This window comes from Microbacterium sp. H1-D42, assembly GCF_022637555.1.
Taxonomy (GTDB): Bacteria; Actinomycetota; Actinomycetes; order Actinomycetales; family Microbacteriaceae; genus Microbacterium.
Genome location: NZ_CP093342.1, coordinates 208089 through 232731, shown reverse-complemented (window position 1 = coordinate 232731; position 24643 = coordinate 208089). Strand labels below are relative to the sequence as shown.

The 24643-nt window shown below is 68.6% G+C and carries 22 protein-coding genes; 16 read left to right on the top strand and 6 right to left on the bottom strand.

What is annotated here, in order from left to right; all coding sequences use genetic code 11:
- Position 1: 1 nt before the first annotated feature.
- From MNR00_RS01110 to MNR00_RS01095, 4 genes are all read right to left on the bottom strand, one after another.
- A complete protein-coding gene (locus MNR00_RS01110) occupies positions 2-649 on the bottom strand; it encodes a nucleotide exchange factor GrpE (protein WP_241927331.1) in 648 nt (215 codons plus the stop codon).
- Between the two features lie 2 nt (positions 650-651).
- Positions 652-2511: a molecular chaperone DnaK gene (gene dnaK / locus MNR00_RS01105; protein WP_241927330.1), complete on the bottom strand. Its 1860-nt coding sequence runs from the start codon at positions 2509-2511 to the stop codon at positions 652-654.
- Between the two features lie 151 nt (positions 2512-2662).
- On the bottom strand, positions 2663-4861 hold the full coding sequence (locus MNR00_RS01100) for a cell wall-binding repeat-containing protein (protein ID WP_241927329.1): 2199 nt from the start codon (positions 4859-4861) through the stop codon (positions 2663-2665).
- Positions 4862-4972: 111 nt separating this feature from the next.
- Positions 4973-5575 (bottom strand): ATP-dependent endonuclease, encoded by a 603-nt coding sequence (locus MNR00_RS01095; protein WP_241927328.1) that lies wholly within the window; start codon positions 5573-5575, stop codon positions 4973-4975.
- 249 nt (positions 5576-5824) lie between these two features.
- On the opposite strand from MNR00_RS01095, the gene MNR00_RS01090 reads away from it, so the two are divergent.
- The gene (locus MNR00_RS01090) at positions 5825-6712 is read left to right on the top strand and encodes an RIO1 family regulatory kinase/ATPase (protein ID WP_241927327.1); all 888 of its coding nucleotides are present in this window, start codon (positions 5825-5827) and stop codon (positions 6710-6712) included.
- A gap of 170 nt (positions 6713-6882) precedes the next feature.
- On the opposite strand, the gene MNR00_RS01085 is transcribed toward MNR00_RS01090, so the two are convergent.
- Positions 6883-7368: a DUF3817 domain-containing protein gene (locus MNR00_RS01085; RefSeq protein WP_241927326.1), complete on the bottom strand. Its 486-nt coding sequence runs from the start codon at positions 7366-7368 to the stop codon at positions 6883-6885.
- Positions 7369-7679: 311 nt separating this feature from the next.
- Between MNR00_RS01085 and MNR00_RS01080 the strand changes: the two genes are divergently transcribed.
- From MNR00_RS01080 to MNR00_RS01010, 15 genes are all read left to right on the top strand, one after another.
- Positions 7680-8231, top strand: a complete 552-nt coding sequence (locus tag MNR00_RS01080; RefSeq protein ID WP_241927325.1) for a hypothetical protein — start codon at positions 7680-7682, stop codon at positions 8229-8231.
- 112 nt (positions 8232-8343) lie between these two features.
- On the top strand, positions 8344-10470 hold the full coding sequence (locus tag MNR00_RS01075) for a VWA domain-containing protein (RefSeq protein WP_241927324.1): 2127 nt from the start codon (positions 8344-8346) through the stop codon (positions 10468-10470).
- A 94-nt stretch (positions 10471-10564) separates the two neighbouring features.
- The gene (locus MNR00_RS01070) at positions 10565-11323 is read left to right on the top strand and encodes a CbiX/SirB N-terminal domain-containing protein (RefSeq protein WP_241927323.1); all 759 of its coding nucleotides are present in this window, start codon (positions 10565-10567) and stop codon (positions 11321-11323) included.
- Positions 11324-11399: 76 nt separating this feature from the next.
- Positions 11400-13121 (top strand): nitrite/sulfite reductase, encoded by a 1722-nt coding sequence (locus tag MNR00_RS01065; RefSeq protein ID WP_241927322.1) that lies wholly within the window; start codon positions 11400-11402, stop codon positions 13119-13121.
- Positions 13118-13849 (top strand): phosphoadenylyl-sulfate reductase, encoded by a 732-nt coding sequence (locus MNR00_RS01060; RefSeq protein ID WP_241927321.1) that lies wholly within the window; start codon positions 13118-13120, stop codon positions 13847-13849. The genes MNR00_RS01065 and MNR00_RS01060 overlap by 4 nt, the downstream gene beginning before the upstream one ends.
- Entirely contained in the window at positions 13846-14796 is a 951-nt protein-coding gene (gene cysD, locus MNR00_RS01055; protein WP_241927320.1) for a sulfate adenylyltransferase subunit CysD, read from the top strand. The genes MNR00_RS01060 and cysD overlap by 4 nt, the downstream gene beginning before the upstream one ends.
- Positions 14796-16127, top strand: a complete 1332-nt coding sequence (locus MNR00_RS01050) for a GTP-binding protein (protein ID WP_241927319.1) — start codon at positions 14796-14798, stop codon at positions 16125-16127. The genes cysD and MNR00_RS01050 overlap by 1 nt, the downstream gene beginning before the upstream one ends.
- Positions 16128-16161: 34 nt before the next feature.
- Positions 16162-17226 carry an ABC transporter substrate-binding protein gene (locus MNR00_RS01045; protein ID WP_241927318.1) on the top strand — a complete coding sequence of 355 codons (1065 nt, stop codon included), beginning with the start codon at positions 16162-16164 and terminating at the stop codon, positions 17224-17226.
- Complete coding sequence (locus tag MNR00_RS01040; RefSeq protein WP_241927317.1) at positions 17223-18065, top strand: ABC transporter ATP-binding protein; 843 nt, start codon at positions 17223-17225, stop codon at positions 18063-18065. Before MNR00_RS01045 ends, MNR00_RS01040 begins: the two co-directional genes overlap by 4 nt.
- Positions 18055-18960 carry an ABC transporter permease gene (locus MNR00_RS01035; RefSeq protein ID WP_241927316.1) on the top strand — a complete coding sequence of 302 codons (906 nt, stop codon included), beginning with the start codon at positions 18055-18057 and terminating at the stop codon, positions 18958-18960. Before MNR00_RS01040 ends, MNR00_RS01035 begins: the two co-directional genes overlap by 11 nt.
- The gene (cobA, locus tag MNR00_RS01030; RefSeq protein ID WP_241927315.1) at positions 18957-19841 is read left to right on the top strand and encodes a uroporphyrinogen-III C-methyltransferase; all 885 of its coding nucleotides are present in this window, start codon (positions 18957-18959) and stop codon (positions 19839-19841) included. The genes MNR00_RS01035 and cobA overlap by 4 nt, the downstream gene beginning before the upstream one ends.
- Complete coding sequence (locus MNR00_RS01025; protein WP_241927314.1) at positions 19838-21232, top strand: FAD-dependent oxidoreductase; 1395 nt, start codon at positions 19838-19840, stop codon at positions 21230-21232. The genes cobA and MNR00_RS01025 overlap by 4 nt, the downstream gene beginning before the upstream one ends.
- On the top strand, positions 21229-21552 hold the full coding sequence (gene fdxA / locus MNR00_RS01020) for a ferredoxin (RefSeq protein WP_241927313.1): 324 nt from the start codon (positions 21229-21231) through the stop codon (positions 21550-21552). The genes MNR00_RS01025 and fdxA overlap by 4 nt, the downstream gene beginning before the upstream one ends.
- Positions 21549-22472: an NAD(P)/FAD-dependent oxidoreductase gene (locus tag MNR00_RS01015; protein ID WP_241927312.1), complete on the top strand. Its 924-nt coding sequence runs from the start codon at positions 21549-21551 to the stop codon at positions 22470-22472. Before fdxA ends, MNR00_RS01015 begins: the two co-directional genes overlap by 4 nt.
- A gap of 70 nt (positions 22473-22542) precedes the next feature.
- Positions 22543-23946: an MFS transporter gene (locus MNR00_RS01010; protein WP_241927311.1), complete on the top strand. Its 1404-nt coding sequence runs from the start codon at positions 22543-22545 to the stop codon at positions 23944-23946.
- A gap of 25 nt (positions 23947-23971) precedes the next feature.
- Here the strand turns inward: MNR00_RS01010 and MNR00_RS01005 are convergent, their stop codons facing one another.
- Positions 23972-24622 (bottom strand): TetR family transcriptional regulator, encoded by a 651-nt coding sequence (locus MNR00_RS01005; RefSeq protein WP_241927310.1) that lies wholly within the window; start codon positions 24620-24622, stop codon positions 23972-23974.
- Between the last annotated feature and the right edge of the window lie 21 nt (positions 24623-24643).

The window sequence follows — 24643 nt, the reverse complement described above, 5'->3', positions numbered from 1 at the left end:
CCTACTCCGCTGGAACAGAGACGACGACCTTCGCAGGGCGCAGTTCGACGTCGCCGAGACGATAGCCGACCTCGACGACCTCGAGGATCGTCGAGCTGGTGGCGCCGGGAGTGGGCTGCTGGAAGATCGCCTCATGGTGCTGCGGGTCGAACTCCTCGCCCGCGACACCGTACGAGACGACGCCGAGGCGCTCTACGACGGTGCGCACCTTCCCGGCGATGACCGAGAAGGCAGAGCCCTCGACCAGATCGCCGTGCTGCTGCGCGCGGTCGAGGTCGTCGAGCACCGGCAGCAGGTCCTTTGCGGCCTCCCCCTTCGCGCGGGCGATCTCGATGTGACGCTGCTCTTCGGTGCGGCGGCGGTAGTTGGCGTACTCGGCCTGCAGACGCTTGAGGTCGTTGAGCAGAGCGTGCTCGGCGTTCACGATCCCAGCATCCGATCCGTCGTCAGAAGAGGCCTCGTCGGTCTGCATCGCATTCAGGATGTCGTCGACCGTCAGGTCGTCGTCCGAGCCCTCGGCCGCGGCTGCGTCAGCGGCAGGCGGGTTGGGCTGGGCGCCCGGGTTCTGCGACTCGGGGCCGGGTGCCTGCGCACCCGACCCCTCGCCCGGAACCTCGGCGCTGTTGTCGTCGAAGTTCTTGTCCGTCATGGTTACTTCTTCTCGTCCTCGTCGTCGATGACCTCGGCGTCGACCACGTCCTCATCGGAAGCGGTGTCGTCGGCCGGGGCCTCGCCCTCGGTGCCGCCGGCGGCAGCATCGGCCTGACCCTGTGCGTAGATCGCCTCGCCGAGCTTGCCCTGCGACTCGTTCAGCTTGTCGAACGCGGTCTTGACCGCGTCTTCATCCTCGCCGGCCAGAGCCGTCTTGAGCGCGTCGACATCAGCCTGCACGTCGGTCTTGACGTCCTCAGGCAGCTTGTCCTCGTTCTCCTTGATCAGCTTGTCGATCGAGTAGGCGAGAGACTCGGCCTGGTTGCGGACCTCGGCGGCCTCACGGCGCTTCTTGTCCTCAGCGGCGTTCTCCTCGGCCTCGCGCACCATGCGATCGATGTCGTCCTTCGACAGCGACGAGCCGCCGGTGATGGTCATCGACTGCTCCTTGCCGGTGCCCTTGTCCTTGGCGGACACGTGCACGATGCCGTTCGCGTCGATGTCGAAGGTGACCTCGACCTGCGGGATGCCACGGGGAGCCGGGGCGATGCCGGTCAGCTCGAAGGTGCCGAGCGGCTTGTTGTCGCGGGTGAACTCGCGCTCACCCTGGAAGACCTGGATCGCGACGGACGGCTGGTTGTCGTCGGCCGTGGTGAAGGTCTCGCTGCGCTTGGTCGGGATCGCGGTGTTGCGGTCGATGAGCTTGGTCATCATGCCGCCCTTGGTCTCGATGCCGAGGCTCAGCGGGGTGACGTCGATGAGCAGAACGTCCTTGCGCTCGCCCTTCAGCACACCGGCCTGCAGAGCGGCGCCGACAGCGACGACCTCATCCGGGTTGACGCCCTTGTTGGCGTCCTTGCCGGTCTCGCGCTTGACGAGCTCGGCGACCGAGGGCATACGCGTGGAGCCACCGACCAGAACGATGTGGTCGATCTCGCTGACCTTGATGCCGGCCTCGCGGATGACATCCTCGAACGGCTTCTTGGTGCGGTCGAGCAGGTCCTTGGTGAGGTCCTCGAACTTCGCGCGGGTGAGCGTCTCGCTCAGCGAGACGGGGCCCGACTCGGTCAGCGACAGGTACGGCAGGTTGATGCTCGTGCTCGTCGAGGAGGAGAGCTCCTTCTTGGCCTGCTCTGCGGCTTCCTTCAGACGCTGCAGAGCGATCTTGTCGCCCGAGACGTCGACGCCGGTGGTCTCCTTGAACTGCTTGATCAGGTAGTCCACGACACGCTGGTCCCAGTCGTCGCCACCGAGGCGGTTGTCGCCCGAGGTGGCGCGCACCTGGATGGTGGAGAAGTCGTCGTCCTTGCCCACTTCGAGCAGGGAGACGTCGAACGTGCCGCCACCGAGGTCGAAGACCAGGATGAGCTCGTCTTCCTTGCCCTTGTCGAGGCCGTAGGCGAGAGCCGCAGCGGTGGGCTCGTTGATGATGCGCAGGACGTTCAGTCCCGAGATCTCACCGGCCTCCTTGGTGGCCTGGCGCTCAGCGTCGTTGAAGTACGCGGGAACGGTGATGACGGCGTCGGCCACGGTGTCACCGAGGTACGACTCGGCGTCGCGCTTCAGCTTCATCAGGATGCGCGCAGAGATCTCCTGCGGCGTCCACTTCTTGCCGTCCACGTCGAACGACCAGTCGGTGCCCATGTGGCGCTTGACCGACGAGATGGTGCGGTCGACGTTGGTGACGGCCTGGCGCTTGGCGGTCTCGCCGACCAGCACCTCGCCGTCCTTGGTGAATGCGACCACCGACGGGGTGGTGCGGAAACCCTCGGCGTTGGCGATGACCTTGGGCTCGCCGCCCTCGAGGACGCTGACGACGGAGTTGGTGGTTCCGAGGTCGATTCCGACAGCACGTGCCATGTGTTTTCTCCTTGTGTTGGTGAATGTCTGGAATACGACTCAAGGAAACCTGAGTCGTGATGACTCAAGTGTAACTGTGCGATCGGATGCTGTCAAGAAAGTTGATAGCAGGTGACTCAACTTTCGGCGAACTCGAATCGGTGGCGACAACTCATCGGCACTCCACGAGTCGCTGCACCCCCGAACCCAGCACACCGGTACCGCCCAGCAGCACCAGGCGCGCAGTAGCCTTCGAACGAAGATCATCGAGCACCCAGTGACCGATGCACTTCTGCTGCGCCAGATACAGCGGGGCATCATGCTTCGCCGCCAACGGTCCACCCGAGAGCGCGTCGGCGAAGCCAGCCGAGCTGGCGACGAAGCCGTGGTCACTCTCCCCGAAGATCTCCCGATTGAGAAACATTGCCGTGTCGATGCGGTTGATGCCCGCGAGGCGCGTGACGTGTGCGGAGCCGAGCATTGTCTTCAGCCCCTTCTCAATGCTGCTGCTGACAGCACCGGTGCCGCCCGCAATGAAGACATCCTGCACGCCGAGTCTTGTGAGCGTGGCCCTCGTGTCGGCACTGAAGCCCTTACGTCCATCCACGAGTACGACGGGGGCGTTCAGATGACCAGCCGCGGGGCCTGCAGCCAGTGCATCGGGATAGGTGACACCCGTTGCGATAATCGCGTACTTGCTGCCTGCGCCGAACGCATCTCTCACGATGCGGTCGCCCGTCTGAAAGCGGTTCGCACCGCCGAGCCGCACGACAGTCGCCGACGGCACCACTCGCGCAGCCGCGACCCTCACCGAATCGGAGATCACGCCGGATCCTCCGGCGAGCACGATCCGCTTCGGATTCAGGCGACGCAGTTCAGCCGCGATGTTCGCGGGCAGCGACGACTCCGAAACGGGCAGCACCGCTCCGTTCGCGCGCATGGCGGCAGGCCCGGCGGCGAGGGCATCCGGAAAATCGCGCGCGTTGGTGAGATATACGACAGACGCGCGCTGTCCGGTTGGCACAATCTGCTTAGAGACCTCGACCGCGGTCGCGAATCGATCGGGCCCAGCGACACGCTTCACCTCGAAGGACTGCTTGGCGAGCACGACGGTACCGAGGTCGAGTTTGTCTCCCGGACCCAGCTCGAATTGCGGTGCGTTCTCGAACAGGCGCTGCCCCTGCAGATAGGTCGCGGCGGTGCCGCTGCCTGCCCATATCTTGAACATGTAAGTCCCGGGCACCAGCTCACCGAAGATCTCGCCGTCGTCGGACGTCGCTCCGTGCGAGGTGTACCCCCGTACGGCATCCGGCACGATCGCGAAGTCCCCATGCACCGTCTTCCGCCAGACGGTGACTGTGGCCCCCGATATCGCCTCGACGACACCGGCGGCTGTGCGCCTGGCGACCAGACCACTGACCTTCACCGGCGCGTCGATGACGAGGTCAATTCCCGTGAGGGTCTGCGTCTCGGAAACCGTGATCTCCTTCGCGGAGGCCAGATCCATTCCCCCCGCGAACACCTCGGTGCCGTCATAGATCACGGCAAGCTTGTACCGACCCGGCGCGAGACAGTCCACGAGATACCGGTCATCATCTCGCCAAAGGCTCCCACAGTACTCCACGCTCGACCAGGCCTGTTTCGCCGCGGACCATGCATAAGCAACGACTGAGGCGCCATCCATCTGGGGGACGACTCCGCTCGGGGTTCTCACGCTGATCCTCCCCGCGATCGAGGCACGCGCGGCGGCCAGAGTCACGTTCTCAACGACGGGCTGGCTCCCGACCTGCACTCCGCGCACAGCGAGCGGCTGATGAGCACCGGACTCATCTTTGAACGACAAGTCATAGATCCCGGGAGGCAGAAAAAGCTCATAGGTTCCGGACATGCGCTCGTCCGTCGTTCGGCGCATGAGCCAGCCATCCAGCTCTGCGTCACCGCTCGTCGCCGTGACAGCGATGTTTGGCGCTTCGAGAACATCCCGGCCCGCGATCTTTCCACTCACCACAGCCGCGCTCGACAGGCGCACCTCGACATCGACTGCCCCTCCGGCAGAGACGTCGACGAATGCCCGGTCCGCAGCCCGCCGCGTGTCACCCCACCATTCACCGACCAGCCGGGACGCTGCCGGCCGGAAGGCGATTGCGTAGCGCCCTGCAGGCACATCCGGCAGGACGAACCCGCCGTCGAAGTCGAGCACCACCGCCGTGCTGAGCACGGCGGTCTTCGCCTGGTCGCCGGCGTACAGCTCGATAGTGACGTTGCGTTCGTCGCGCACGAGCAGCCCGCCGACCTCATCCAAGATCTCCCCTCGGATGCTGCCGCTCGATTCAGCAGCGGCAGCGGGAGCCGCCCCGGATATGAGCAGCACGAGAGCAGTAAGCAGCGCGATAAAGGGGCGGAGGGGCAGTCGCGGCATCGTTGCGGCCTTCTGATGGTCGTGAATGCGGAGAGGCGGACGACGCATCGAGATCTGCGCCGACTACATTATGCGCGACGGATCGCCGTTCTGCGCACCACCAGCAGCAGCCTCCAGCAGCCCCACCAACGGCGCTGGCATCCGCTCCATCGGAAGCACCTCGATGATGTCGGCGGCGAAGCGCGACTTGCGGCCGGCGGTCGTGCCCGCGAAGCGGTGCAACTGCTCCGCCACGCTGCGCACGCGCTGCGCCGGCTGCCGCTGGAACACCCGGAACCGCTCCAGCTCCCCACGGGCTGCAAGCGTCTCGAGCACCAGCTCCGCACCGGCGGCGCGGATCACCTCCTCCTCGAGATCGCGCTCGCACCCGAAGAAGCCGATCGCGGTGAGGTCGGATGCCCGGGCATCCACCATCCCGAGATCACCCAGCACCCTGGCGACGTACGCTCCCTCGGCGGCATCGAACAGGCCGAGCACCCGCACGCCAGGCCCTCGCAGCGCCATCATCCGCGTGCGCAGGTTCGTGATGCCGTCCATGACGACGAGGTCGAGTCCCGCCAGGTTGCTCGCGCGCCGACGCGCGAGCACTTCGAACGCCAGCCGGTCGCTCCTGCCCTCGAACAGCACGACGGTGCGCTGCAACGGCCCCGCGTCTGCCCCCGACATGGCTCGACCCTAGCGCGGTGTCGAATGCCGGCATCGATGCGCCACCGATCGGATGCTGGACACCGACCCATCACGGGGTTAGGCTCGGCGGGTGCACCGGGATCAGCCCGGAAGCCGTGGGACATCCGAGCGAGAGGAGTGAGCGATGAACGCAGTCGTTGTCGTTGTCGTGCTCTCAGCCGACCATCTTCCTCTCGAGGCCACCAGCCGCTGATCCGCGCGTGGCCTCCCTCTCCCGGAGTCCACATCGTGACATCTTCTTTCGCGTCTTCCGACGCCTCTTTCCCCGACGCCACCGAACCGCGCGTCCCAGCATCCACCTTCGATGACATCGAACTCGCCTTCGCCGACGTCGAACCCGACGAAGACCAGCGCTGGTCCACCTGGCCGGCGATCACGCCGTCAGAGCGAGGGCCGCAACCGTGGCCGGACTGGGTCGTGACGTCTGCCGGCGCCATCGACACCGAGCTCGGCGTGCTCAAGACCGGCAAGGAGGCCGACGTGTTCCTCATCGAGCGCGCCGTGCCAGATGACCCGTCTCAGCGCACGCTGCTCGCCGCGAAGCGCTACCGCAGCGCCGAGCACCGCGCATTCCACCGCTCTTCGGTCTACACCGAGGGTCGGCAGGTGCAGAAGTCCCGCGACGCGCGAGCGATCGCCAAGAAGACCGCGTTCGGCCGCGAGGTCGCGGCCGCCGAGTGGTCGTTCGCCGAGTTCGAGGCGCTGTGCCGGATGCACGAGATCGGCGCCCCCGTGCCGTATCCGGTGCAGGTGAACGGATCCGAGGTGCTGATGGAGTTCATCGGCACCGGCTCCACCGCGGCGCCTCGGCTCGCGCAGGTGCGCAGCGGCACCTCCGAACTGGCCGCGCTGTACGACCAGGTCGTCGAGATCATGCGCACTTTCGCGCATGCCGGCTTCGCGCACGGCGACCTCTCGCCGTACAACCTGCTCGTGCACGACGACAGGGTGCGGGTGATCGACCTGCCTCAGATCGTCGACATCATCGCGAACCCGCAAGGGCTCGACCTGCTGCACCGCGACTGCGTGAACGTGTGCGACTGGTTCGCGCGGCGCCGGGTCGAGTGCGATGCCGAAGAGCTGTTCGCCGAGCTGCTCGCGTCTTCGTACACCTGACCCTTCGACATGCTCAGGGACCCAGCCCCGGGCATCCACTGTGTCGGATTACTGATGCGCGGCGTCACGCACGGTGCGGCGCGGGCCCGACACGCCGGGTACGCACCCGACCGTCAGTAGTCCGACACCGAGATCGGACGCGGACGCGGACGCAGACGGCGAGTGCAGACTTACTTGCCGCCGGGAGGGCCCAGGATCAACAGCACCGTGTAGAGCGCCACGATCGCGACGGCGATCAGCGCGCCGAGCACCCAGGGACGCAACAGGAACCAGCGCATCGTGCGGTCGTACCAGGTGCGATCGCGCGGATCGTCGGTCTCCACGAGGCGCCAATCGCCCTCGAGGCGTCCGGTGCGATGCAGCCAGATCTCCATCGGAATGGTCGCGTACGGCACGATCGCGCTGGCGACGGCCGTGACGGCGACGCCAGGATGCCAGCGCTGGTTGAACGCGACGAGAATCGCCATCGCGCCATAAGAGAGGAACACGAAACCGTGGATGCCACCGGCGATCGTGACCACCACGGGGTTCGCTCCGACGGCGCGGGCGATGAGGGCGCTGATCAGCAGCGTCCAGGTGATCGCCTCGGCGATCGCGAGCACGCGGTACAGGCGAGCGGGCTTGGTGAACAATTCTTCTCCTCGGTAGGTCTGCATCCACGCTAGGCGACGCCGCCAATGGATCCGCCCGATCAGCGGTCAGAACGGGCATCCTCGGCGAAAGATCATTCGAAAGGTGGAGCATCCCGAGTTGTCCGCGGGGGTTCAGTGCACCGCACTCCCCTGACTAACATGGGATTCCGGCGTCCGTCGCGGTTGATGGATGCCAGTGATTCTGGGGTCACCGCGCAAGCGGGCATGCCGACGCGCGACGGGCGCGGGGGCTGCACCCACCCGCCTTGCCCGAGGCGGCGATGCCCGCCCGTCGCCATCCGAAGGGACCAGCCCCCGTGGCCCCGAGCCTCCCCTTGAGCCTCCGCGAGGACCTCCGTCTGGCGCGCCATCGGCGCGCCCTGGGGTACTGGGCCGTACTGCTCGGCATGGGGCTGTCGCTGTGGGTGGGCACGTCCGTGCAGGTGCGCGACATGTTCCACCTGCCGTTCCTCTTCGTGCACCTGGCGTCGGTGATCGCGGGTCTCGGCGCCACGGTCGTGCTCGATGCGAAGGCACTGCAATGGGTGTTCGGCCGGGCGACACTGGGTGACGTGCATCGCATCGAGCATGCCGTCACGCCGCTGGCGTGGCTCGGCATCACCGGTCTGCTGGCATCGGGGGCGTTCCTCGCCCCCGATCTCGGCGAGCCGCTCACGGCCGTGAAGATGGTCGCCGTGCTCATCGCAGGACTCAACGGTGTCGCGGTCGGCAAGCTCGCCGACACCATGGCGCGGATGCCGGTGCACATGCCGTTCCAGCGGGTGCCGAGGCGCTTCAAGGTGTGGTGCGCCGGGTCGGCCGCGATCTCGCAGTTGGCGTGGTGGTGCGCTGTGGTGCTCGGGATGATGAACACCGCCGGCAGCTGAGGCCGCGTCACGCTCGACGGGCAAGCTGAAAGTCTGACGTATACTCCGCGGGCGCGACACGATATCATCTCGCTTGGCGTGTTACCCGGCGCGCCGTCTGCAACGGAGCGCTATGTCCGACCCCACACTTCCGCCTGCCCGCCGATCCACGCATCTCGATGTGGGTGCGGGTGAGCCGGGCACCCCGCTCGCCGGTGGTGCGATCCCCGCGTCGGCGCCGAAGCCGATCACGCACAAGCCCACCTCGAGGGCAGCGCGTCGCGCGACCCCGGCGACCAAGCCGATCCCCACCTTCACAGGCGCCGCCAGCGGCTCCGGCGCCGGACTCGCGGCACCCGCCGCAGCACCGGCGCCGCAGCCGAGCCTCTCCGAAGAGCAGCCGCCCCGCCGCAAGCGCAAGGTGGCGATCATCGCCATGTCGGCAGCGATCGTGACGCTGCTCGCCGGTCTCGGCTTCGTCACAGCGAGCATCGCCGGCAACGCCGCAGGCGGCGACCCTGATGCCGGTGACAATGGAGCACCTGCCGGAGACGCCCCGGCCGCCGAGCTCATCGAGTTCCCCGCCGACACCCCCGCAGCGGCAGCCGGCGCCGGGCCTTGCACCATCGTGCGCGTGCTGTCGTCATTCGAGAACGCCGAGATGGTCGAGCAGCTCGCCGAGGGATACAACGCCGCACCCCGCGACATCGACGGCTCGTGCGTCACGGTCGAGGCAAGTCGCTCGAAGTCGGGCATGGCTGCGGAGGATGCCGCCGCCTCGTTCGGGGTCTACGCCGCCGACAAGCGCCCCACGGTCTGGCTGCCCGACTCGTCGATGTGGCTGGCGACCGCCGGCGCGGATGCCCCGGTGGGCGAATCGACTCCGGTCGCGTACTCCGACCTCATCCCGGCGATGCCGCACTCACTGGCATCCGCCATCCGCTGGGACGAGCAGGCGCCGACGTGGGCTGAAGTGCTCGCCGCGGGTGCGGATGCTGACATCTGGTCGAGCCACGGGATGCACGACGTCGGCACGTTCAAGCTGGGCAAGACGAGCCCGCTGGTCGCCACCTCCGGTGCGGCCGCGATGCTCGCGTCGTACGGCGTCGCTTCCGACAAGCTCGGCAAGGTGACCGCGGCCGATGTGCAGGATGCTGAGGTGCGCGCGCGCGTGCACGAGCAGGAGCTGGCGACCAGCCACTACATGGCCACCCCCGAGCACTTCCTCTGGCACGCACGCCAGGCCGAGACGAAGGGCGCCGCGGCCGACTTCCTCTCGGCCGTGATCGTCGATGAGAAGTCGGTGTGGGACTACAACCGCGGCATCGTCAGCCGCGACGGCGTCACCCGCACCCTCGAGGAGCCGCCCGCCGATCCGCTGGTGCCGATCTACCCGACCGACGGCGCGTACGTCGCCGACAATCCGGTGATCCCCCTGGCGGGTGACTGGGTGGATGCCGCCGAGCAGGCCGCCACGGCGGACTTCGTCCGCTTCACACAGAGCGCCGAAGGGCAGTCGATCGTGCGCTCTGCCGGCTACCGCGACCTGAACCGCGAACTCGACGACGAGGTGGAGCGGATCGGCCAGCTCAGCACGCAGGGCACGAAGATCCAGCTCGCCTCGCCCGGCGACGTGCTGATGGCCGCGCAGCACGCGTTCCCCGAGGTGCGCAAGCGCGCGAACGTGCTGTTCCTGCTGGACGTCTCAGGCTCCATGGACGAGAAGATCTCGGCGAAGGACACCAAGCTCACTCAGGCCAAGAAGGCCATCGAGGCCGCCCTCGTGCACTTCACGCCCGGCGACAACGTGGGACTCGCTGCGTTCGCGCAGTCGCCGGACGGCAAGCTCGTACCTGGACAGCTGACCGCTGTCGGCGACATCGGCGCGAACCGTGACGAGTTCGTCTCCGACCTCAAGGGCATCGCCTCGATGGGCGACACCCCGCTGTACCAGGCGGTCGATGACTTCGCGAAGAAGCAGGCCGCGGCGAACGACCCCGACCGCATCAACGCGATCGTGCTGCTCAGCGACGGCGAGAACGACGTCAAGGTTCCCACCACCGAGATGGCGGCGATGAACAAGACGCTCGAGAAGCTGCACCATGACAGTCCGGTGCTGATCTTCACGCTCGCCTATGGCAAGGACGCCGATGTCGAGACGCTGAAGGCGATCGCCGGGGCCACAGGGGCGCACTACTACGACGCGACCGACCCGACGACGCTGCGCGAGGTGCTCGGCGACCTGGTCACCAGCTTCTGAGGTCAGAAGCTGCGCCCAGGGCTCGCCGGCGTGCGCGTCGGCATATGACGGACACGCGCGCGGTGACGCTGTGGCCGGCCTAGACTTCCAGGCCATGTCCCGTCCTGCTCTGCTCGCCGTGTCGCACGGCACGTCCGATCCCGACGGCGCTGCGGCGATCGCGGCGCTGGTCGCCGCCGTCGCCGAGCGACTGCCCGACGTCGATGTGCGTGCCGCGTTCGTCGACGTGCAGCAGCCGGATGCCGTCACGGCCGTGGCAGCATCAACCGGGCCGACGGTGGTCGTGCCGCTGCTGCTCTCGCAGGGCTTCCATGTGCGCGTCGATCTCGGGCAGGCGGCCGCAGGCCGCGACGAGGTGGTCGTCACCGCACCTCTCGGACCTGACGTGCGGCTGGCGCGGGTGCTGGCAGCGCGCATTGCCGAGCTCGAACAGACCGGGGTCGTGCAGGAGCCGGACGTTCCGATCGTGCTCGCCGTGGCCGGGTCGCGCGATCCCCGCTCGGTGTCGGATGCTGAGCAGCAATCCGCCCTGCTCGCCGAGGTCACCGGCCGAGAGGTCATCACCGCGTACCTGGCGGCTCGCACGCCCACTCTCCCCGATGTGCTGCGACAGCATCCACATGCCGACGTCGCCACCTACCTGCTCGCCCGCGGCTTCTTCTTCGACCTCGCCGGCCGTCAGGCCGGCGACCATGCGATCACGGCTCCGCTGCTCGACGGCGCGGCGGCCATTGACTCCGGGACCGGCTCCGGGCCTGACTCCGAGCCGCCGACGGAGCTCGTCGACCTGGTCGTGGCACGATACTCCGAATGCACATTGCACCGCGGTTCGGGACTCTCTGACCGAATATGACGTGACGTGTCCGCGCGTTTCGTCACACGAAGAAATGCCGTGACCGGCACGGGGTGCGCGTTTTACGTTTGCCCGCATGACTTCCGAATCCGCAGCCCCGGTGCGCGGCGCCCGCACCCGCACGTCCCGTGTGCCGACCAAGCCGCACGGGCAGTGGGCGGTCGACGGCACGGCGCCGCTCAACGAGAACGAAGAGATCAAGGCGGCTGACGACGGGCTCAACGTGCGTCACCGGATCGAGACGATCTACTCGAAGAACGGCTTCGCCTCGATCGACCCGACCGACCTGCGTGGACGTTTCCGCTGGTGGGGGCTGTACACGCAGCGCAAGCCGGGCATCGACGGCGGGCGCACCGCGCAGCTCGAGCCGCACGAGCTCGAGGACGAGTTCTTCATGATGCGGCTGCGCCTCGACGGCGGGCAGCTGACCACCGCACAACTGCGGGTGATCGGCGGACTGGCCACCGAGTTCGGCCGCGACATCGCCGACATCACCGACCGGCAGAACGTGCAGCTGCACTGGGTGCGCATCGAGGACGTGCCCGAGATCTGGCGGCGCCTGGCCGAGGTCGGCCTCGACACCACCGAGGCATGCGGCGACGTGCCTCGCACGTTCCTGGCGTCCCCTGTCGCCGGCATCGCCGTCGACGAGTTGATCGACCCGACGCCGCAGCTGCGCGAGATCATCGACGAGCACATCGGCGACCCGCAGTTCTCGAATCTGCCGCGCAAGTACAAGACTGCGATCACCGGGCATCCGAGTCAGGACGTCGTGCACGAGATCAACGACTGCTCGTTCGTCGCCCTCGAGCATCCGACCCTCGGCATCGGCTACGACCTGTGGGTCGGCGGCGCCCTGGCTGCGGTGCCGCGCCTCGGCGAGCGCCTCGGCGCCTTCGTGCCGCCTGAGCGGGTCGCCGAGGTGTGGCGAGGGGTGACCGCGCTGTTCCGCGACTACGGCTACCGCCGGCTGCGCAACAAGGCCCGCATGAAGTTCCTGCTCGCCGACTGGGGCCCCGAGAAGCTGCGCGAGGTGCTCGAGACCGAGTACCTCGACGCACCGCTGCCCGACGGCCCGCCGCCGCCGGCGCCGGTGGGCTCGCCCGACCACGTCGGCGTGCACCGCCAGAAGGACGGCCGGTACTTCATCGGCGCCGCGACCACGGTCGGGCGCCTGTCCGGCACGACGCTGACGAAGCTCGCCGACCTCGCCGAGGCGAACGGCTCGCAGCGCATCCGCACGACCGCGTTCCAGAAGGTGCTCGTGCTGGATATCGAGAAGGAGCGGGTGGATGCCGTCGTCGCCGGCCTCGACGAGCTGGGCCTGCCATCGCGGCCGAGCCTGTTCCGCCGCGGCACGATCGCCTGCACCGGAATCGAGTTCTGCAAGCTCGCGATCGTCGAGACGAAGGTCAATGCGGCGCAGGCGATCGAGCAGCTCGAGCAGCGCCTTGGGCACCTCGAGCCCGAGATCGGCCGCCCGATCTCGCTGCACGTGAACGGATGCCCGAACTCGTGCGCGCGCATCCAGACCGCCGACATCGGCCTGAAGGGTCAGCTGATCACCGACGACGACGGCAACAAGGTGCCCGGCTATCAGGTGCATCTCGGCGGCGGCCTCGCCACCGACGGAAACCCCGAGGCGGGGCTCGGCCGCACCGTGCGCGGGCTGAAGGTGCCCGCCGACGGGATCGCGGACTATGCGGAGCGCGTGCTGCGCCGCTACCTCGACGATCGCGACGCTGACGAGACCTTCGCGCACTGGGCGCACCGCGCCGATGAGGAGGCGCTCGGATGACCCTTTCGACGATCAACCTGCGCGACGCCGACGAGTTGCGGACCCTCGCCGAGCGCGGAGCGCGTGAGCTGCGCAGCGGGCAGCCCGATGAGGCAGGCCCTGCCGAGGTGGTGGCGTGGGTGGCCGCGAACTTCGGCCTGCGTCAGGCGGCGGTGGCGTGCTCGATGGCGGATGCTGCGCTGCCGCACCTGGTGGCAGCGCAGATCCCAGGGGTGGACGTGCTGTTCCTCGACACCGGGTACCACTTCCTCGAGACGACGTTCACCCGCGACGAGGTCGCCCGCACGCTGGATGTGCGCATCGTCGATGTGAAGCCCGAGCAGACCGTGCGCGAGCAGGACGCCACTTACGGTGCGAACCTGTTCGACCGCGACCCTGCGCTGTGCTGCGCGCGCCGCAAGGTGGCTCCGCTGCAGCGGGCTCTCGGCGACTACGAGGTGTGGTTCACCGGCGTGCGCCGCGATGAGGCGCCCACGCGCATCGGCACGCCACTCGTGACCTGGGACGAGCGCAACGGCCTGGTGAAGGTGAACCCGGTCGCGGCGTGGAGCTTCGACGACCTGACCGCCTACGCCGCCAAGCATGACGTGGTGGTGAACCCGCTCATCGAGAGCGGCTACCCCTCGATCGGCTGCGCCCCCTGCACACGCCCGGTCGCTCCGGGAGAAGACCCCCGATCCGGCCGCTGGGCCGGCACCGCCAAGACAGAATGCGGGCTCCACGAATGACCACTCTGACCTCCGCACCTTCGCTGACGGACGAGAAGGCGCTGACTCACGAGGAAGCGCTCACCACTCTCGACCTGCTCGAGGCCGAGGCGATCCACATCATCCGCGAGGTCGTCGCCGAGTTCGAGCGACCCGTGCTGCTGTTCTCGGGCGGCAAGGACTCGGTGGTCGTGCTGCACCTGGCGGCGAGGGCCTTCTCCCCCGGACGCATCCCCTTCCCGGTGCTGCACGTCGACACTGGGCACAACTTCCCCGAGGTGATCGCGTTCCGCGACCAGACGGTTGCTCGGCTCGGCCTGCGCCTCGAGGTCGCGAGCGTGCAGTCGTTCATCGATGACGGGCGTCTCGCCGAGCGCGCAGACGGCACCCGCAACACCCTGCAGACGCAGCCCTTGCGCGACGCCATCGCCGCCGGCAGGCACGATGCCGTGTTCGGCGGCGCCCGCCGCGACGAAGACAAGGCCCGCGCGAAAGAGCGCATCATCTCGCTGCGTGATGAGTTCGGGCAGTGGGACCCGCGCAATCAGCGTCCAGAGCTGTGGAGCCTGTACAACGGCCGCCATCTGCCTGGCCAGCATGTGCGTGCCTTCCCGATCTCGAACTGGACGGAGCTCGACATCTGGCGCTACGTCGAGCGCGAGAACATCGCGCTGCCGCCGCTGTACTTCGCAGCCGACCGTGACGTGTTCCGCCGTGACGGCATGTGGTGGGCCGTGACTGAGCACTCCCAGCCTCGAGAGGGGGAAGCGATCGTCTCACGGAGCGTCCGGTACCGCACGGTGGGCGATTCGAGCTGCACAGGGGCTGTGGAATCGGATGCTGCCGACATCGCCGCGATCGTCAGCGAAGTCGCCCAGTCCACTCTGACCGAACGCGGCGCCACGCGTGCAGATGACCGCATCAGCGAGGCCGCCATGGAAGACCGCAAGAAGATTGGCTACTTCTGATGAGCACGATCACACCGCAGAGCACGATCACTCCGCAGAGCACCCTCTTCCGCTTCGCCACAGCGGGCTCTGTCGACGACGGCAAGTCCACGCTCGTCGGCCGTCTCCTGCACGACACGAAGGGCATTCTCGCCGACCAGCTCGCGCAGATCGCCCGCACCTCGGCGGAGCGCGGCTTCGCGCACGGCGAGTTCGACTTCGCGCTGCTGACAGACGGCCTGCGCGCAGAGCGCGAGCAGGGCATCACGATCGATGTCGCCTACCGGTATCTGGCCACCGACACCCGCAGCTTCATCCTCGCCGACTGCCCCGGCCACGTGCAGTACACCCGCAACATGGTCACGGGTGCGGCGACGGCCGATGCCGTCATCGTGCTGGTCGACGCCCGTCGCGGTGTCTCCGAGCAGACCCGCCGCCATCTTGCGGTGGTGTCGTTGCTGCGCGTGCCGCACGTGATCATCGCGGTGAACAAGATCGACCTGATCGACTTCGACGAGACCGCCTTCCGCGCCATCGAGGACGACGTCCATCGTGTGGCCACCTCGCTCGCCCTTGAGGCGCCGCACGTTCTGCCGGTCTCGGCACTGGACGGTGACAACATCGTGGAGCTCTCGCCCCGGACGCCGTGGCACGACGGCCCGACGCTGCTCGATCTGCTCGAGACGCTGCCGGCCATCGGCGCGCGCGATGACGAAGCGCTTCGCCTGCCGGTGCAGTCGGTCATCCGCCCGCAGGGCGGACTCTCCCCCGAGTACGCGCAGGACCCCGCAGAGGCGGAGCGCCTGCGCGACTACCGCGGTTTCGCTGGACGCATCGCCTCGGGCACGGTGCGCGTCGGCGAGCGGGTCGCCGTGTACCCCGGCGCCTGGGAGACGACGGTCACCGGCATCCGGATCGCCGGCGTGGAGGCATCCGCGGCTCGCGCCGGACAGTCGGTCGCCCTCACCCTGGCCGACGAGGTGGATGCGGCGCGTGGCGCTGTGATCGCCGCGTCCGGGACGCTTCCCACCGGGCTGCGCGAGGCCGAGGTCGAGGTGTTCCAGCTCGACTCTCGTCCGCTGCGCGGCGGCGACCGCGTGCTCGTGAAGCACGGCACCGCCACCGTGCAGGGCCTCGTCGCCGAGGTGACGTCACGACGCGACCTCGACACCCTCTCGCACGAGAAGGCCGACGCACTCGCGGCCAACGAGATCGGCCGCGTGCGCCTGCGGTTCGCAGCCGATCTGCCGGTGGAGCCATACGCCCGGCACCGCGAATCGGGTTCCCTCCTGATCATCCACCCCGTCGACGGCGCCACCCTCGCCGCCGCCACTGTCGTCGACCTCGACTGACTTTTCGCACCACCGACCGCCTGAAGGAGGCGACATGAACACCCCCACTCGCATCACCACGACCGCTGTCACCCTCGGACTGGCCATGGCGATGCTCGCGGGGTGCGCCTCGTCTTCCGCCGATGCCGCGCCGAGCGAGGTGTCCGAGCTGCGCCTCGGCTACTTCGCGAACGTCACGCACGCCCCTGCGCTGATCGGCATCGAAGAGGGCCTCTTCGATGAGGCGCTGGGTGACGTGACCGTGCAGGAGCAGGTCTTCAACGCAGGCCCTGCGGTGGTCGAGGCGCTGTCGGCAGGTGCGATCGACGCGGCCTACATCGGGCCGAACCCGTCGATCAACACCTTCATCCAGTCAGGCGGCGCCTCCGCCAGGGTGATCGCGGGTGCGACCTCCGGCGGTGCGGCCCTCGTCGTCCGCGACGGGATCGACACGCCCGCTGACCTTGCCGGCACCACCCTCGCAACCCCGCAGCTCGGGAACACTCAAGATGTCGCACTGCGCAGCTGGCTGAAGGAAGAGGGCTTCGAGACGACGACCTCGGGCGGCGGGGACGTGCAGGTCACGCCGACCGAGAACGCGCAGACGCTCACGCTGTTCCAGCAGGGCGCGCTCGATGGCGCCTGGCTGCCAGAGCCGTGGGTATCGCGTCTCGTGATCGAGGGCGGCGCGCACGTTCTCGTCGACGAGAGCGAGCTGTGGCCGGATGGAGCATTCCCGACGACCGTGCTGCTCGTGCGTGCGGAGTTCGCGGCGCAGCACCCGGATGTCGTCGAAGACCTGCTTTCCGGGCACCTGGCCGCGCTCGCATGGATCGATGAGAACCCCGACCAGGTGCCAGGCGCGATCAACGCCGCGCTGGAGGCCGCTACCGGCAAGCCCCTCGACGACGACGTGCTCGCGCGGGCCCTTGAGAACGTGACATTCTCTCCCGACCCGCACGCGGACGCCTTCGCCGCCCTCGTCGAGAACGGCGTCGCCGCCGGAACGCAGAAGGACGGCTCGATCGCGGGCCTGTTCGACCTGCGGGCACTCAACGGTCTGCTCGCGGAGTCGAGGGCGGAAGAGGTCGACGATGCGGGCTTGGGGGCGAAGAAATGACCAGGGGCGACACCGCGATTCGATCGGATGCTCCTGCGCAGACCCGCCCGATCGCCCCGAGCTTCGACGGCATCGCGCTGCCTGCCGCGCCCGCAGCACCCGTCGATCCTTCGGTTCGCATCTCGCACGTCTCCAAGCGCTACGGCACCGGTCCTGTCGTGCTCGACGACGTCTCTCTCGACATCGCGCCCGGTGAGTTCGTCTGCCTGCTCGGTGCGTCTGGTTGCGGCAAGTCCACCCTGCTGAACCTCATCGCGGGCCTGGAGCGCCCGAGCGCGGGCGAGATCACGACCCCAGACGGCGGGGCGGCCGTCATGTTCCAGGAGTCCGCGCTCATGCCGTGGTTGAGCGCTCGAGGCAACGTCGAGCTCGCCCTGCGTCTGCGTGGTGTCGCTCGCGCCGAGCGCCGCGAAGAAGCACTGCGCCTGCTGTCGACGGTGAACCTCGCGGATGCCGCGGAGAGGCGTCCGCACGAGCTCTCCGGTGGCATGCGCCAGCGCGTGGCGCTCGCGCGAGCACTCGCGCAGGAGCGTGCTGTGCTGCTGATGGACGAGCCGTTCGCGGCGCTCGACGCCATCACCCGCGACCTCCTGCACGAAGAGCTCGAACGGGTGTGGCGGGCAACAGGGCGCACCATCGTGTTCGTCACGCACAATGTGCGCGAGGCAGCACGGCTCGGGCAGCGGGTCATCCTGCTGTCCAGCCGTCCCGGCCGCATCGCGGGTGAATGGCGGATCGCGGCGACGAAGGGTCGGCGCATCGAGTCGCCCGAAGTCGCGGCGCTCGCGACCGAGATCACCGCCGAGCTGCGCAAGGAGATCCGTCGCAATGCCCAGTGATTCGACACTCACCGTGACGCGTGAGGCACCGGCCGACGTCCTGCGCGACCTCGAACAGGGTCTCGACCGACTGCAGTCAGAGCAGCGTGTGGCGGCCCCCCGCGCCAAGGAGTTCCTCTCGAAGGCGCTCCCTCCGATCGTGCTGCTGATCGTTCTCATCGCCGCGTGGCAGGCGTACGTGCTGATCGCGCAGCCGCGACCCGACATCATCCCTGGTCCCACGCAGGTGCTCGGCGCATTCGGCGAGGGCTGGGCGAGCGGCCGTCTGCAGGAGGCGGTGCTGACCAGCCTCGAACGCGGCGTGCTGGGTTTCGCGATCGCCGTCGTCGTCGGCACGCCGATCGGTCTGCTGCTCGCCGAATGGGGCTTCCTTCGTCGTGCGGCAGGTCCCCTGATCTCCGGTCTGCAGGTGCTTCCCTCGGTTGCCTGGGTGCCCGCCGCGATCATCTGGTTCGGTCTCTCGGATGCCACGGTCTACTTCGTGATCCTGATGGGCGCGATTCCCTCGATCGTCAACGGTCTGCTCGCCGGCATCGATCAGGTGCCGCCGCAGCTGCGCCGGGTCGGCACGGTGCTCGGCGCGAGCCGCTGGCAATCCGCGACCCGCATCGTGCTGCCCGCGGCTCTGCCCGGCTATCTCGCGGGTATCAAGCAGGGGTGGGCCTTCTCGTGGCGTTCGCTGATGGCGGCCGAGATCATCACGATCGGCGGCTCGATCGGATTCGGCCTCGGCACGATGCTGCAGCAGTCTCGTGAACTCGCCGATCTCGCCGGTGTCCTCTCAACCATCATCCTGATCCTCACGATCGGCATCCTCATCGAACTCGTTTTCTTCGGGCCGCTGGAGCGGCGGATGCTGCGCCGTCGCGGACTCCTCACGGAAGGCACGTCATGACCGGAACACTCACGCTCGTCGGGGCGGGGCCGGGAGATGCCGGCCTGCTCACCCTGCGGGGGCTGCGCGCCCTGCAGGACGCCGACGTCATCGTCGCCGACCGGCTCGGCGCCCGCGCGGTTCTCGACCAGCTCACCGCCGAGGGCGTGCTGCTGACCGCCGACGTGATCGATGTCGGCAAGCACCCAGGGCATCACCCGGTGCCGCAGTCCGAGATCAACGACCTGCTGGTGCGACACGTGCGCGAGGGGAAGAACGTTGTGCGCCTGAAGGGCGGCGACCCGTTCGTGCTGGGTCGCGGTCGCGAGGAGCAGCTGCACGCCGAGGCCGCCGGAATCACAGCATCCGTCGTCTCCGGCGTCACCAGCGCCGTCTCGGTGCCGGCCCTCGCCGGCATCCCGCTCACGCACCGAGGGGTGGCCGTGGCGTTCACCGTCGTCAGCGCGCACGACCCGCTCGACGCCCTGCCCGGCGGCAGCGATCACACGATCGTGCTGCTGATGGGAGTCGGCACACTCGCGCACGCCGCTGGTGTGCTCGCCGGCGGCGAGCGCGGGCGTGGATGCCCGGTGGCGATCGTCGAGGACGGCTTCGGCCCGGGCCAGCGCGTCACGATCGGCACCCTCGACACGATCGCCGCGCTGGCCGCGGCCCGTCGCGTGCGCAATCCAGCGGTGATCGTCGTCGGTGACGTCGTGCGCCTGAGCCCGGATGCTGATGCGGCGCTGACGCGGCCGGCGGAGGATTCGGCTGCATCATCGATCTTCACCCGCTGGGTCGACGCGCTCGATGCCGGGCTGGCCGTCGACTCCGGCGCGATCGTCACCGTTCCGGCGGATCCTGCCGCCGACCTCGTCTCCTCTCGAAAGGCTCGCTCATGACCTCCGCCACATCCATCCCGCTCACTGAGGGCACGCTCCGCGTCGCGATCGTCGGCGCAGGTCCCGCCGGCATCTACGCCGGCGACATCCTCGCGACGCACGCGGCCGCCGGCGGGCACCACGTCGTGATCGACCTGTTCGAATCGCTGCCGGCGCCGTACGGGCTGATCCGGTACGGCGTGGCACCCGATCACCCCCGCATCAAGGGCATCGTGGGGTCGCTGCACGAGATGCTCGACCGTGCGTCGGCCGACCCGGATGCTGATCGGCGGACGATCCGGTTCCTCGGAAACATCGAGATCGGGCGGGACATCTCACTCGACGAGCTGCGCGCGCGGTACCACGCCGTGGTACTCGCGACGGGCGCGATCCGCGACGCCAGGCTCGACATCCCCGGCGTCGAGCTGCCGGGGTCGTACGGCGCCGCCGACTTCGTGTCGTGGTTCGATGGCCACCCCGACGTGCCCCGCACCTGGCCGCTCGATGCCGCATCGGTCGCGGTGATCGGCAACGGCAACGTGGCGCTCGACGTCGCCCGCGTGCTCGCCAAGCAAGCCGAGGACCTGCGGACCACCGAGGTGCCGGACAACGTGCTCGCCGGGCTCGAGGCGTCGGCCGTCACCGATGTGCATGTGTTCGGCCGCCGCGGCCCGGCCGACATCAAGTTCACCCCGATCGAGCTGCGCGAACTCGGCGAGGTGCCCGGCGTCGACATCGTGCTGTACGACGAGGACTTCGACGGGGTCGATGCGACCGCGGCATCCACCAACCAGCTCAAGGTCATGCTGCGCACTCTGAACGCCTGGCGCGACCGGCCGTCCACCGGCGCCGCGCGCCGTCTGCATCTGCACTTCTGGCACGCGCCGGTGGAGATCCGAGGGGACGAGCAGGTGGAGGGCATCCGGTTCGAGCGCACGGCCCCGGCCTCGGACGGAACCGGGCCGGTCGGCACCGGCGAGTTCCGCGAGTACGGGGTGCAGGCCGTGTACCGGGCCGTCGGCTACTTCGGGCCGCCGGTGCAGGATGCGCCGTTCGACGAGCGCCGTGGAGTGGTGCCCAACGAGGGCGGTCGGGTCGAGCCGGGGCTCTACGCGACCGGGTGGATCAAGCGGGGTCCGGTGGGGCTGATCGGGCACACGAAGTCGGATGCCCTCGAGACGATCACCAACCTGCTCGCCGACCACGCTGCCGGGCGACTGTCCGCCCCCGCCGAGCAGACCGATGTGACCGAGCTGCTCGCCGAGCACTCGTACACGACATGGGATGGCTGGCTGGCATTGGATGCCCACGAGCGCGGTCTCGGCGAGACGCACCAGCATGTGCGCGAGCGCGTGAAGGTCGTGCCGCGCGACGAGCAGGTCGCGATCTCGGACGGGGCTCTGGTGCGATGACCTATGTGATCGCGCTGCCGTGTGTCGACGTGAAGGACCGCGCCTGTATAGATGAGTGTCCGGTGGACTGCATCTACGAAGGTGAGCGCTCGCTGTACATCCACCCCGACGAGTGCGTCGACTGCGGCGCCTGCGAGCCGGTCTGTCCAGTGGAGGCCATCTACTACGAGGATGACCTGCCCGACGAGTGGGCCGACTACTACCGGGCCAATGTCGACTTCTTCACCGAGATCGGCTCTCCTGGGGGCGCGGCGAAGGTCGGCACGTACGACTTCGACCACCCACTGGTGCGCGACCTGCCGGCCGGAGTCAATTCGTGACCGAGCCCTATGACGTGCTGGTGATCGGCGGCGGGCCCGCAGGGCTCTCGGCCGCCCTGAACCTTGGTCGCTCGCTGGCCCGGGTGCTGGTCGTGGATGCTGACCGTCCCCGCAACGCCGCCACCGTCTTCTCACACGGGTTCCTCACGCGCGATGGCATCCCTCCGCATGAGCTGCGCAAGCTGGCCCGAGAAGAGCTGCACGCCTATCCGACGGTCGATGTGCGCACCAGGCAGCGGGTGTTCTCGCTGCGCGAGGACGGCGACGGATTCGCAGCCACGGTGGGGCGCCGTGAGCCGGGCGAGCAGGTGCGCGCCCACGCCGTGCTGCTGGCCACCGGACTGCGTGAGACGCTGCCACCCGTGCCCGGACTGCTCGGCTTCTACGGCATGACGCTGTTCAGCTGCGCGGCGTGCGACGGGTTCGAGCTTCGGGGCCGGCACCTCGGGCTGTTCGGACAGAGTGCCGACCTCGCCGACCGGGCCAGGCTGATCGCCCGCTGGAGTGACCGACTGACTGTGTTCACCCACGGGGCCGACGTGATCGACGCCGTCGCCGAGGCCGAACTCGCCACTCACGGCGTGACCGTCGAGCGCGGGCTGGTGAGCGGGCTGGTCGGCGACAAGGGGCGGCTCGAGCGGGTCGACCTCGAAGACGGACGCTCGACCTCGGTGGCTGGCGGGTTCGTGCGACCGGAGTGGTCGCTCGACCTGTCGTTCCTGCACGGGTGCTCCCCCACGACAGACAGCGACGGACACCTCCTCACCGACGGGTCGGGGCGCACCAGCATCCGACGTCTGTACGCGGCGGGCGATGCCGCCGCCCCCGGTCCGCAACAGCTGATCGTCGCGGCCGGGGCCGGCGCACGCGCCGCAGCGGTGATCGTGCACGACGCCGTCGGGGTCACCACGGCGCACTGATCGGGGCGGCGCGCCACCCTGAGCGGCGCGCCGTCACCGCGCGTTCACCCGTGACGGCCAGACTTCGATCATGAGTGATGAGCAGCCGGTGCCTCGCCCCGAGGCGACAGCGAACACCGACGCCGTGGCGGTGATGGGTCTCGACCTGCGCGGCGACACCCCGGCGCCCAAGAAGCAGATCTATTCGTGGGCGCTGTGGGACTGGGCCACGCAGCCGTTCAACACGGTCATCCTCACGTTCATCTTCACTGCCCTGTATCTGACGACCGACGCCTTCCTGCCGGCGGATCTGGCGGCGCTCGACGACAAGGATCCGGCAAAGGTGGCCGCGATCGCCGACCTCACGTCGGGATTGGGCCTCGGGTCGACGATCGCCGCGCTGGCGATCCTGTTCATCGCCCCGGTGCTCGGCCAGCAGGCCGACGCGGCCGGGCGACAGAAGCTGTGGCTGGGCATCGGCACCGGTGCGTTGATCCTGTGCATGTTCGGTCTATGGTTCGTCACGCCGGTGCCCTCGATGTTCTGGGTCGGTGTCGCGCTGATCTCGGCCGGCGCGGTGTTCGGCGAGATCGCCGCAGTGAACTCGAACGCCATGCTGATCGGCATCGCGAACCCGAAGAACATCGGCCGCATCTCCGGGCTCGGCTGGGGCTTCGGGTACATCGGCGGCATCGTGGCGCTGGTGATCGTGGTCGTGCTCGACACCGCGGACTGGTTCGGCATGTCGACCGACAACGGGCTGCCGTTCCGACTGATCGCGGTCGGATGCGCGGTGTGGGCGATCATCTTCAGCATCCCGATCTTCCTCAACGTCCCCGAGCCGTCGCTGGGCAAGCCCGAGCGCAAGGTCGGCTTCTTCGCGTCGTACCCGCTGCTCGTCAAGGACGTCATCGGCCTGTACCGCAACGACGAGACGCGGCCGACCTTCTGGTTCCTGCTCGCCAGCGCCGTCTTCCGCGACGGCCTCGGCGGCGTCTTCGCGTTCGGCGCCGTGATCGCATCGGTGGTGTTCGGATTCGAGTTCATGCAGCTGGTGATCTTCGGCATCGCCGCCAACCTGATCGCCGGCGTCTCGACGATCATCGCCGGACGCTATGACGACCGGTTCGGACCCAAGCGCATCATCGTGCTCTCGCTGACGGCGATGGTGATCGCCGGGCTCGCGGTGTTCTTCCTGGTGGATGCCGGGACGACGGTGTTCTGGATCGGCGGCCTGATCCTGTGCGCCTTCGTCGGACCTGCGCAGGCCGCGTCGCGTTCGTTCCTGGCTCGGCTCACGCCCGCCGGTCGCCAGGGCGAGATCTTCGGCCTCTACGCGACGACCGGTCGCGCGGCGAGCTGGATGGCCTCCGGCGCCTGGACGCTCCTGATCGTGACGACCCAGTCGACGACCTTCGGCATCCTCGGCATCGTTCTGGTGCTGCTGATCGGGCTGCTTCTGCTGCTGCCGGTGCCCGAGCGCCGCGCGGTCTGAGCAGTCTCCGTTCCCGGATTCGGGCTCAGCCGCGCAGCATGCCCAGCGCCGATGCGTCGGCGCCCGCGGCCATGAGCACGTCGCGCATGCCGCGGGTCGCGAGTTCGTAGGGACGATCGCTGCCGTCCAGCAGTGAGCGGGCGTTGGCGTGCTCGTAGAGCGCCGGCAATGTGAAGGCAACCTGCTCGATGCCGTCCGCGTCGAGGTCGAGCTCACCGGCGTCGACCGCGTGCCGCACCTGCACCGCGATGTAGTCGTACCACTGCGCCATGGCCTCGCGCACGGCGTCGCGCACCGGCCCTGGCTTGGAATCGACGTCAGCGCTGACCGCGGCGAAGAAGCAGCCTCCGGCGAAGACGCGGGTGCGCGAGTACTCGATCAGGTGGCGCATCAACGCGTCGAGCCTCGCCAGCCCGCGCTCGCGCTCACGCGCCCGCTCGACGACGACCTGCGTGAACACGTCCCGCCCGGCGGCGACGGTCGCCAGCTGCAGCCCCTCCTTGTTCTGGAAGAGACCGGCAATGCTGCTCTTGCTGTGTCCAGAGGCCTCAGCGAGCCTGCCGATGCTCAGCCCGTCGAGGCCCTCCACTGAGGCGAGGTCGGTCGCGAAGGTCAGCACAGCCCGCCGCGAGGCATCACCCCGCGCGCGTCTGCCGTCTGCGACCGTTTTGACCATCCCCCTAGTCTACGAACGATC